Annotated in this window: 9 protein-coding genes; 5 read left to right on the forward strand and 4 right to left on the reverse strand. The window is 48.4% G+C overall.

The window, feature by feature from the left end:
- Positions 1-451 precede the first annotated feature (451 nt).
- Positions 452-1,210, forward strand: a complete 759-nt coding sequence (locus Q0668_RS06690; RefSeq protein ID WP_298861705.1) for a hypothetical protein — start codon at positions 452-454, stop codon at positions 1,208-1,210.
- 223 nt (positions 1,211-1,433) lie between these two features.
- On the opposite strand, the gene Q0668_RS06695 is transcribed toward Q0668_RS06690, so the two are convergent.
- On the reverse strand, positions 1,434-3,653 hold the full coding sequence (locus tag Q0668_RS06695; protein ID WP_298861709.1) for an amino acid permease: 2,220 nt from the start codon (positions 3,651-3,653) through the stop codon (positions 1,434-1,436).
- Positions 3,654-4,007: 354 nt separating this feature from the next.
- A complete protein-coding gene (locus Q0668_RS06700; RefSeq protein WP_298861712.1) occupies positions 4,008-4,571 on the reverse strand; it encodes a hypothetical protein in 564 nt (187 codons plus the stop codon).
- 105 nt (positions 4,572-4,676) lie between these two features.
- Here Q0668_RS06700 and Q0668_RS06705 point away from each other — a divergent pair, with 105 nt between their 5' ends.
- The 4 genes from Q0668_RS06705 (at position 4,677) to Q0668_RS06720 (ending at position 10,480) form a co-directional block, all read left to right on the forward strand.
- Complete coding sequence (locus Q0668_RS06705) at positions 4,677-6,746, forward strand: alpha/beta hydrolase-fold protein (RefSeq protein WP_298861715.1); 2,070 nt, start codon at positions 4,677-4,679, stop codon at positions 6,744-6,746.
- 430 nt (positions 6,747-7,176) lie between these two features.
- A complete protein-coding gene (locus Q0668_RS06710; RefSeq protein ID WP_298861718.1) occupies positions 7,177-7,572 on the forward strand; it encodes a hypothetical protein in 396 nt (131 codons plus the stop codon).
- A 72-nt stretch (positions 7,573-7,644) separates the two neighbouring features.
- The gene (locus tag Q0668_RS06715; RefSeq protein ID WP_298861721.1) at positions 7,645-10,182 is read left to right on the forward strand and encodes a DUF4132 domain-containing protein; all 2,538 of its coding nucleotides are present in this window, start codon (positions 7,645-7,647) and stop codon (positions 10,180-10,182) included.
- Positions 10,183-10,273: 91 nt separating this feature from the next.
- A complete protein-coding gene (locus tag Q0668_RS06720; RefSeq protein ID WP_298861724.1) occupies positions 10,274-10,480 on the forward strand; it encodes a hypothetical protein in 207 nt (68 codons plus the stop codon).
- A 24-nt stretch (positions 10,481-10,504) separates the two neighbouring features.
- On the opposite strand, the gene Q0668_RS06725 is transcribed toward Q0668_RS06720, so the two are convergent.
- Both Q0668_RS06725 and Q0668_RS06730 read right to left on the reverse strand, forming a co-directional pair.
- A complete protein-coding gene (locus Q0668_RS06725) occupies positions 10,505-11,383 on the reverse strand; it encodes a hypothetical protein (protein ID WP_298861727.1) in 879 nt (292 codons plus the stop codon).
- 185 nt (positions 11,384-11,568) lie between these two features.
- Positions 11,569-11,862 (reverse strand): hypothetical protein (locus Q0668_RS06730; protein WP_298861729.1); only part of this gene is annotated, 294 nt, incomplete at its 5' end.

Below are 11,862 nucleotides of genomic sequence, written 5' to 3' on the forward strand. Positions count from 1 at the left end.
CGAATGTAAAGTCACCGACCAGTCCGTTGAGCAATAGTAATTAAGTAAAACACACTTCAAAGTTACTGCCGACCGTCTTCAGCACTATACCAATGATGAATTTTTATGCGATGATTGCGGACATCGCTATCAGCCAAAGGTGCATAGTCAACCTTACATTGTTCAATTCGGTGCCATCCTTATCGGTATTGCCATTTTCTTAGTATTCAAACTACAGGCTCCCCCTTGGCTCTACGCTTTGCTGCCAGTATTGATCGGTGGCTTCATGCTAAGGTACCACAACAAAGACCGACGTGTTGCCACACCTGACGGAAAGCAAAGGAGACGGTATGGTGATATTATCCCTGAATGCCCTGAATGTCGTAGTACAAAAGCAACAAAAGTCGCATAGTTCACCGCGAGGGTATGCGCACTCTCTTCAAGAACGATTAACTCAGAAAGACTTCGTAAAATGCTCGGATGGTTCCGTTCAAAGCCAACTTGCCCCGTCTCGGAAGAGAACAAGGCATGGATTGAGAATCGTTTTTCATGGTTTGTTGATGAGTTCGGCCTCGAGCGACTCAAATATTCGGAACTGATCCATCCTACAACTGACTTTTTTCCAGCCGACTATGATTATACGGCAGCTGGTATCTGGGAGATCATGAACCGGGTCGCAAAGTTCATGGATGTCGAACCATCTTTATTACGGCTCGAATTTTATCGACACTCACTTCCAGACATTGAAGGGATGTGGAATCACGGAACGTCCGGACTGTATTTCGAATCTGACGGACAGTTCGATATTTGGCTTGAGATGGAGACTCTGAAAGACCCACTGCATGTAGTTGCCACGCTCGCACATGAAATAGGACATGTCGTCTTACTCGGGCAACAGCGCATTTCGCCCGATGAAGAAGATCAAGAACCGTTAACCGACCTCTTAACGGTGTTTTTCGGCCTCGGTCTTTTTTCAGCAAACAATGTGATACACGAAAACTACTGGAACGATGGCCCATTATCCGGTTGGAGCATCGGCCGACGGGGATATGTGACAATGGAAATGTATGGTTATGCATTTGCCCTCTACGCACTCGCACGTGGTGAAACATCCCCAAAGTGGCTCTCGCAATTACGTTTGGACGTTCGGTCGGCATGCAAAAAAGGCATTCGTTTCATCAACGAAACCGGCGATTGCAACTGTTCGTTTATCAAAACGAAATTTATTTAAGGGACACAAAAGGGAGCAGCGACTGTCTTAAATTCCGTCCAGCCGGTGAAGAGTTTCAGCTGCTTAATCGTTCTGTTGCGCGAATGACTCTGTTTGAGAAACCGGACGATTACACCACAACCGGCAGTGCCATTCGTTCCTGACTCCTTTATATTTCTTGCAATCATCGAGACATGAAAAATAAGCGCTGATCCGAGAGATTCTAAGATCTGGTTCCAAGTCACTATTCCAGTTCCATACCGCCGGCACTTTCGATGAAGAGTACGCGTGGGAGCTTTCCGACGAACGATTCCATACGACTGAAGAACGCGGACTCAGCACTTTCAGCCGGCGGTTCAAATCCGAGAATCACGACCGCGGCATTGGCTGAGGTTTGCTGAATCGCCTCAGCGGGATCGGAAGAGACGACGACCACCGGTTCCGCGGAAATCCGCGCGGAGGCGGAGAGTTCCTCGATATGGCTTGTCACTTCGTCGACCGCCTCATCATTGGAAACGGCACGCAAGACGCGAATCCGATTGTGGCGCCATTCAGGGTTCTGATGTAACAGATGGGCCAGCAGAAGCATCAGCGATCCATTCCGTCTGCCACGCCACCAGACGTCGATTGTCCCGATGGGGATCTCCCACGCATCGTTCACCAACCCGATTTCATCGCCCTCTTCTTCCCGATAGCCAAGAAATCGAATCGCTATGATACTGCGACCCATTCGAGAAACAAGACGAACGGTGGACCCGAATGACTCAGACCTTTGAGGGTCGTTCGGCCAGCCAAGCAAAACTGTGTTCGGACGCAAACCGCCGATGCCGTGGCATTGCACCAATGCCTCGACCCCATCCGAGAGATATTCCGATACCACAACTGCCGGAAAAGCGAGCAGCTCTTCTTTCGCGATAAACGCGCGCAAGGTCTTTTCGAATTTTTCGCGACGTTCCGCGTGTTCCTCAATGTCCCCCGTCACAACATGTGCAATCGAGAGAATGCCGTGCCCCGACGTCAGCCAGTGACCGTAAACCGCCAGATGGGGTCGATTCCAGGCTGTGCCGCTTAGCGCCAGAATCGTCGGCCGCCAGTTCTTGGGATGATAGGCTTCCTGTTCGAGTTTCAGCAGACTTTGACGGGCTCGCTCAAATACCACGCCACTGTGCAGGTCGCCCCAGCGGGATTCAATTTCGCGATAGTGAATGAACCAGTATAAGCCACTGATTACCACAATACTGGCACTCGCCCAAATCCAGTTTGTCAAAAACATCACGGCCAGACAGCCCACCGCGCCCATTAAAGAGACAGACCAGTTGCAATAGCGGAACGTAGGTCGGTAGCTGGGGTTTTTGGTGATCGCTTCATAAAATGTCGCCAGATTCAATAAGCCATATGTGATCATGAAAAACATTGTGATGATCGGAGCGATCGCATTCAGGTCTCCCAGCAGAATACAGATCTGGGCGATCACGAACGTCAGCACTGTCGCTCTGCGTGGCTCACGACTGGAGCCGCTTCCCGCACCAAAAAACGTGAGCCGTTTGAAAATTTCATCACGCGCAAATGCCTGCAGAATACGAGGCGCACCCATCATGGAACCTAGCGCAGACGAGAGTGTCGCGGCGAACACGCCGACTGTTATCAGCACCGGCCAGACGGAAATGTTTTTCATGATTAGGTTGTTGTCAATCAGATCTGTATACGGCCGAGTCCCACCCAGAAGGAGAGCCAGGGAAAGGTAAATCACTGCTGTCACGATGACAGAACCCAGAGTTCCCCGCGGGATCGATCGCGAAGGATTCTTCAAATCCCCGGACATATTGGCGCCCGCCATGATGCCGGTGACCGCCGGGAAGAAGAGTGCGAACATTGTGAACAGCGATTCCCCCTCCGTGTAATGCGGCATGAGATTTTCGCGCATAATGCTGAGATCAAAGCTGGAAAACGCCCCCAGGTAGAATGAACCCAGCGCAGCGGCCAGGATCGCGAGGATAAAATACTGAACTTTGATTGTCCAACCAGCCCCGATATACACACAGACAAACGTGATAACATTGATCAACGTCGCAATGATGATGAAGTGGCCTTCCCAGGCAGAGAAGGTTCCCACAAACGCTTCAGTAAAACCGATGACATACATCGCCACAGAGATGGCCTGAGCCAGATAAAACACAACGCCGATGGCCCCACCAAACTCAACACCCAGACTCCGGCTGATCAGATAGTAAGCACCGCCTCCTTTGACTCGCGTGTTCGACGCGATGGCGGAGAGTGACAGCGTCGTCAGTGTAGTAATCGTTTTCGAAGCCAACACGATCAGGAGTGCATACAACACGCCCGCCTGTCCGACCACCTGGCCAAACCGCAAGAACATGATCACACCCAGAATAGTCAGCGTGCATGGTGTAAAAACACCACCTAATGTGCCGAACTTCATGCGCGGCTGGTCTTCCTGACTCATAAAAAGGCTCACTGATTCCTGATGATGAAAATGAGATCTGTGCAACTGGTAGAAGTAAAGCGTATCCATTATGGAATGAGTGATAATATGGTCTGCTTCAAGTGGGACGCGTTATTTTAGCAGAATTTCTGCAAAACGGAAGGTGGACGCAGCCATACAGGCAGACGATATCAGGAGATGAGGCTTCAGTGAAGGAATTCCTGATGAGCAAATAAAGGTGTCAGCATCGAATGGCACTGCCGATGATCTTTGAATTGTAATAGCGCCTCCAAGCACGACACACAAAAAAAGACTGGTCTCATTTAATTGTATCCTGACCCCTTTTGTCCCTTCGTCCTTGTGTTCGACAGATCCTTATGCATTCGGCTTATCCGACACCGCGAGGACTCGGTTCTTTGCAGCGAAACTGACGGGCTTGGAATAATCTAAGATCTGGCAGACTTCCTGCCCGTCACGAATGACGGGAGTTGGCTGCTCGATCACGAAATCGCAAAAATGGGGGACATTGAATGCGGCGAATGCCAGTCGGACGCTGTCAACTGCGGGATCAAAACGCTGAGTTAAGTCGGAGCAGGCGATCGGGCCGGTATCGACCTGCCAAAGGTAGTTGTCCTGGCTGATGTTCATCGTTTTGGTGGGATACTCCATCAGGCACCGGAGACCAGTCTCCTCGTTGGTGATCTCGGTTTGGGCAATAAGCAGAGTGGCAGTTGCGGTGGCATCACGAATTTGCTCAAACATCTTCAGCTCAGCGACTGTCTTACCGAATTGTACCCGAACGTGCGGTTCTCCCCATACATCCTTGAACTTTTGCAGTTGTCGATAGGTTTCACGTGCATCAACGTGCCGCCGCAGAATCAACAGACATTCGTCGGCCATAAGTTCCTGAGCGAAGTATCGATCGCAAATAATGGCCACCAATATTTCTGGCTATGTCTGGTGATTCAAAGTACAATTGCGGTTCGTTGCCCAACGTGTCATGAGCGACTTTTCCGGACAGCGCATACTAACCAGCGACCATGCATGACCAGCCGCCAACAAGTCATGCTTGGCGTACGAAAGCAGCAAAAAATTCCAGGAGAACTCACCTTGAAACGATTCCTGATCATCTTATTCTTCTCGGCGACCCTGGTGCATGCCGCCGATCCCCCCGTTCGTTGGAATTCCAAATTCAACGAGACCTATCAGAGTCCAGCGGTAGGTACACCGGTATCGTTCCCCGTTCAGACCCCTCCAAAGGTCGCTGGAATGAAGGCTTACCCTTTGGTCATCAACCTCAACGGCAAACTGCGTGTGGACCCGAGCGAAAAGTTTCCGTTTTTTCAGGCAACACCCACTTATAACCGCATCTGGGGCTACCGCGCGATGTCCACTTACGACGTGATGCAAGTGATCGCCCGCATGAAAAATAAGTATCCCATCGATGCCGATCGCGTTTACCTGGTCGGCTCTTCCGCGGGTGGGAGTGGCGCGATGCATCTTGCCTCCAGTTATCCGGATCAATTCGCCGCCATGATTCCCTTAGTGGCGGCAGGCAACAACTACCCGCTTGCCAATTTCAAAAACCTTCCCGTTGCCTTTCACCATGGAGACAGAGACTGGACGTCAGCGATCTGCAACGCACGAGTACAGTCACAAAGAATGCAAGAATTGGGTTGCCCGGTGATCCTCAAGGAATATCCGGGCGTCGGCCATTCCGTCCCGGGATCGCACGCACCGCTGATGACCTGGCTCTTCGATCAAAAGCGGAACCCGACTCCAAAGTCAATCACACACGACTGCGAAGCACCTTCACTCGGTCGTTCCTACTGGTTGACCATTCGTGAGTTCGCCAATCCGCACCAGCGCGCATTCGTTGAGGCCACGATTAACGATAAGACTGTGATCATCCATCCGCAGAATATCGTCGCCATTTCGTTGGCCCTCGATCAGTTACCCCACATCACTTCGGTGCAAATTGACAAAACGCGTCTCGCAGCGGCCGCGAACTTTAAGTTCCAGGATGGCACTTGGAAATCCGTAGAGGCAACACCGGAACCGACAACGCGCCCCTACGAAGCGGGCGCTGCCGCGAATTTGTATCAGGGTGAGCCGCTACTCATCGTCTATGGAACCAAGGGCGACCGCACGAATCAACTTCGCGCTGTTGCGCGGACACTCGCAAAGTACGGGGGTCCCGATTTTGCGAAGATGCCCGGCATGTTTCCGGTCGTGGCTGACATTGATCTCACGCCCGAGCAACAGTCGAATGCCAATCTGATTCTAATTGGAACCCCGGCAGAAAACAGTATCAGCGCGGCGATCCTGCCCGCTCTACCGATCAAGATTCAGGAGGACACATTGATCGTCGACGGCAGATCAAAGCTGCCCTTGCAGGATCAGGTATTGAGCATGCTCTACCCCCATCCCAAACATCCGAAACGACTTGTCTATTTGCTCGCACCATTCACCGATGAGTCAGGGTTCGCCCGTTTTGCAGCGAATCCAGCGAAATTCCTCGCGGGACCCGATGGCTTTGATCGGATCAGTCAGGCAGACTTACTTGTGCAAAATAGCAAGCATCATATCGCGCGGCAGATGCAGTTTGGCAAAGATTGGACATGGCTTAAATTTCCAGATGCCAAACTGCCGATTCCAGCCCGCTATGCAAATCGAAGAAACCTCGCCATCAACTACATGGAAATCATGAAAGCAAAATCCAACGCCGACTTCGCGCTCTGGTGGGGTCCCGCCGATCAAGGCATGTGGGGAACAGATCTCAATGATCTGCAACGCTACAATCCCGAATTCTATACCCGAGCCGACTTCCACACTCAGCATCGTCTTTACGAGACCACGATCGGAACTGTCACGGGCGAAGAGCTCAAGGAAATCTGGAACCGCTGGGGAACGAATCAGGTGTTGCAGAGCATCCCTGAAATGAAGCTGAACGCGATTGAAGATGCGAAACAATATCGTCTTCACATTCCCATGGATTTATATATCAAGCTTGGCCAGCGGAAGAAGAATCTAAACAATCCCCAAGCAGGCCCAGGAATTCCAGCCAAGGAAGTCATGGTCGAGATATTCAGAGGCACGGAACGAAAAAGGTAGGGAAAGGCATTCAAATTTCGAATAAAAAGGCGAGTGATTTTTGGGAATCTTTGAGAAAACTACCGACTGAAGGTAACTATATAACTGGGATTTAAGCGGCCTGGTGTCGTTTAATTGAGTCCCAACCCCTTTGAAGAATTCCCGAGCTCTACCGCATCGACTGGGGAACGAGTCCGAATGCCGCCTATGCCATTATCGATCTAAAACACGGACGAATCGTGGAAGACGCCAACCCGGCAACAAAGCGGAATCAATTATTCAGAGGCAACAAACAGTATGATTCAAGCTGTCAATCGAAGCCTGAAATCGGTTCCGGTTACCTTCATTTATCGTGTCTGTTCAGTGTGGATGATATCCTGTCATAAGTACATTTGCTAAGATTGTTCCAAGAGACTCTGCCAACGAAGCCCGGTCATCAAAGGAGATAAAAATGCCAGTCACTTTAACCATTCGAGATGAGAATATGACAGGAGAAACTCTTCACGAATCATTGATTGAATTCCCGAAAGAGACTATTACTGTTCGTGAACTGATTCGTAGCCGTGTTTATCAGGAGGTACAAGACCATAATGTACAAACACCCGAAACATTTCGTGGCTTGATTCAACCAACCGAATCCGAACAGACACTCAACGGCTTCCGTATGAAGAAAAAGCGGCAGATTGACTGGAAGCCACAGTTCGAGAAAGCAATTGAAGCCTTTGAGCGAAATCAAATTTTAATCCTGGTCGATGATCGCCAGGTAGAGTCGGCCGATGAAACGATCACGTTGACACCATCCACCAATATTGCATTTCTCCGTTTGGCATTGCTCGTTGGTGGTTGAATTCGAAATACAACCAGTCAGTTCATCGCGACAGTAGTATAAAGAAACCAATGATAAGCCAGGGTGATTTTGATGTCCTCGTTATTACAATTGAACGAACCGCAAGCAGATGATCCGTTTCGCGAAGAAACTTTGTTGCTGCATGAATTTTTGCGAGAATGTGATAGCACACAAAAATGGCGAGAGGGAGTCCTGGTAACGCAAAGCGGTAAAAAAATCACATCCCAAAACCAAGTCTTTCGGGCACAAATTGCACTCGTTGCCTTGCGTTTGTTGCAAGAAGGCTTGTTGAATAAAGTACCTTATGAAGAAAAGATGATTGCTCTCGAATGTCTCATTTGTAATCTGCATAAGAAAAAACTTCCTTATACGGAAGAAGCGATTATCAGATTGAGTGAGTTTTTTCGCGATGAGCAAAGCAAATACTGGGATAATATCGCTGCAGGAACGTTAGTTCGCAGGATTGATGAATATCTGAAAAAACACGAAGCATCCGCCGCATTAAATACGGAAATAGAACAACTCTCGAAAAAATTTAAAAGAAAAATTGACATCGATGTATTTCGCAAAGCGGCTGTCGCGCTCAATAAAATTATTGGCCAGGCGCCACCCATTACGATCAAGTCGGGAGAAGCCTGGAGCGATCAGGCTTTGGCCGATCTGGAAATAATTCCAGAACAAAAGAAAAAACAATGGAGCTTTTTAATCACACATGCCCAGACAGCCACTGTAGGTAAGCCATCAGAGAAATGGTTGAAAGAGGCTCAGCCCCTGCTGGACGCTGTTACATTTGAAGAGTTTCGTACTCGGATGTTGACCTGGCTTCCTCTGGTGGACAAACCGCGAACAACACCAAGAGAGAGTCTCACCCAGTGGGAACCGGATTATAACCTGCTCATTATTGAACCACATGCCGATATTCTTAAAGGATTTGCCTGGTTGGCTGGAATGCAGGAAAATGCAGAACTTGCCCGGGCTTTGGCAAATCTGGCCATCAGCTCCTATAAAAAAGTCCCTTCTATCGGTCCTCGTTTGATCAAAGTTGGAAATGCATGCGTCTATTCGCTGGGAGCCATGCCGGGAGAGGCTTCTCTCGCCCAACTGGCGTTCCTCAAAGTCAAAGTCAAATTTGGCACGGCTCAGAAAGGAATCGAGAAAGCCCTCAATACGACAGCCGAGCGTGTGGGTCTCTCGGTTGAAGAACTCGAAGAAATTTCGGTTCCTGAATACGGATTGACTTCGATGGGAGAACGACTGGAGCCGATGGGAGAATTCAGCGCGCGTTTGCGTTTGATCGAAAATGGCAAAACCGATCTCAAATGGATCAAGGCAGATGGAAAAGAACAAAAATCGATTCCAGCCGCGCTCAAGCAGGATTTTAAAGACGAAATCAAAGAACTGAAATCCGTAGCAAAAGACATCACGAGGATGCACTCAGCGCAGCGCGATCGTCTGGATGGACTATTCCTTAAACAAAAACAATGGAAGTTTATTGAATGGCAGGAACGATATCTTGACCATCCGTTAATTGGCACATTGGCGCGGCGACTGATTTGGGAAGTCACTACGGAAAACGAAACCCGAGGCGCAATCTGGAATAACGACCAACTTGTTGACGCCGCTAATCAAGTGATCGCTACCAATTCAGAAAGCACCGTCAAGATCTGGCATCCCATTGGTCATTCTATCGATGAAATTACCGCCTGGAGAGACTGGCTGGAGCAGCATACTGTTCGTCAGCCGTTCAAACAGGCGCATCGGGAAGTTTATCTGTTGACTGATGCGGAAATAAATACGGGAACCTATTCCAATCGTTTCGCAGCGCATATTATCAAACAACATCAATTCAATGCCTTGTGTGGACAAAGAGGTTGGAAGAACAGCTTGAGACTGATGGTTGATGATGGTTATGCACCCCCATCAATTCAACTGGCAGGCTGGAATCTGCGAGCTGAATTTTGGGTCGAAGGTGCTGGTGATGAATATGGAGTTGATTCGAATGAAACAGGAACTTTCTTGTATCTGATGACTGACCAAGTTCGTTTTTATCCGGTCAATTCTGAAGAACATTACGTGCATGCCATGGGAGGAGGATACGCTCCAGGATCAACTGAACCACTCCCGCTGGAAGAAATTCCTCCACTCGTCTTTTCCGAAGTGCTTCGTGATGTCGATTTATTCGTGGGTGTGGCGAGTGTAGGAAATGATCCTAATTGGTCTGACGGAGGACCAGAGGGACGCTATGTTGACTACTGGCAAAGCTATTCGTTCGGGGAACTTTCTGCCACGGCACAAACGAGAAAAGAGGTTCTTGAAAAACTCATTCCGCGTCTGAAAATTGCCAATGCCTGTACTCTGAGCGATCGTTTCTTAATCGTACAGGGAGCCTTCCGTACTTATAAAATTCACCTGGGTAGTGGAAATATTTTGATGGAGCCGAATGATCAATATCTCTGTATTGTTCCCGCCTCAAATACCGTCTCAACAGAGAAAGTCTTCCTGCCTTTTGACGGAGATCGTACTCTATCAATTATTCTGAGTAAGGCATTTCTCCTTGCCGATGATAAGAAAATCAAGGACACAACGATTTTGTCACAAATCGGTCGTTAATTCCACCAATCAATTTTAGAATCTGATCCATGCATACCTTTCTGAAGACTAGAGGCGTCAGAGGCTGTACCATTCGTGCTAGAAACCTTTTTTGCCTTCTAATCGAACCTACAGTTATTTGCATCAATACCGTGCCTCAATCCATTCAGTAGCTATTCTGAAAAATGTTTCAAAAGGTAGATCGCTGGCCTCTCGCATCGACTGGGGAACGGGCCCGAACGCCGAGTATGCCATTATCGACCTGAAGCACGGACGAATCGTGGAAGACGCCAACCCGGCAACAAAACGGAATCAATGATTCAAAATAGAATGAAGTTGAGAATCAGTTTTTGTTTTTTGGTGACTCGTTTAATGGTTTCTCAAACTCTTTAAACTTCGGCACCGCAACTCGCTTGTATTTGACGCCGTGGGCAAGCCGGTTGAGGTTATCGCTCAAGTCATGATCGCCACCAAGCACGATGACAACAACCCCTTTCCCCTTTAACAGGTTGCGTACAATGGCATCCTCATACCTCTCATCAGCTTTCTTGTCAAAGACAGCCTTTCCGTCTGACTGAATCGGATTAGCTGCTTCCATAGCGCCCGAGTCCTCTGTAATGAGCAGGGTTTCAAGCTCACCTTCCACTACGAGTTGACCGGCGGCTCCGAGTATTAGCTTAGCTTGCCAGGCGAATAACTCTAAGAATTCTTCGGGCGGGTCTTCCTTAGTTTTCTCGTACTTCTTGAGAAACTCGATAGACTCCATTATTTCTTCGTAGTTTTTATCGGTAAGACCTTCGATGTAGACCGACTTAAGCTTGTGTTCTTTGATCAAGCTTCTGAGTACGCTTACCTGCTCTTTTTGAGCCGCATTCACACCTTTAAGATACTCTAAGTACTGCTTGTCAATCTGCTTTTGAGTAAGTGTGCTGTCCTGGTTTTTTAGGTCGGTCGCGTAGACTTCGGGTGTAACGTAGTGGGTATTCAGAATATGAATCACTTCTGAGGGCTGGAAAGCCGCTTGCTTTTTTTGATATAGCTGCAAGGCGTCCAGTTTCGATTGATTGACTCTTTTGGAAATGACTCTCGATATGGGAATGGTGATCACGAGACAGAGGGCAGTTGTTACTATTGCAATCATGGACAATCTAAATGTTGAATACCACCATTTAGGTAACGCTGGTTGATCTCCAGGGTCCTGGTCTGTTGATTCACGCTTCACGATACAATCCCACCAAACGACATTCGCAAAAATGGTCAAATGTCTTGATACACCACCCCAAAAAAGACCTTGCCAGAACGCAGCATAACGCCAAGAGAGGTTTTGCCAAACTCTATTTGCAACGGACTGGCAAAAAATTGAAAAATTTAAAACATGACATCATTGTGGTAGAATAAATCCATTCTTTATTTTGCAGCAAGATTTGACTCGATCCATTCAGTCGCTGTTCTGAAAATCGTTTCAACAGGTAGATCTGCTGGACGATCGCAGGGAGGGAGTTCAAGGCCCACTTTGTCAAATAATCCACACAGATGATGGAATAAAGTTGTTCTACCCTGCTTTGATAATATTAAATGCGATTTTAGTAGATTATGAAGAAAGTGAAGCCCTGCCGGATGTTTCAACACGCACAGTGCACTCGCAGTATTTAGTTGTCCAAATAAGCTCTGATTCTCAGGGGATTCAAAGTCATCGAGCAA

Source organism: uncultured Gimesia sp. (assembly GCF_937910335.1).
In the GTDB taxonomy this organism is placed as follows: domain Bacteria; phylum Planctomycetota; class Planctomycetia; order Planctomycetales; family Planctomycetaceae; genus Gimesia.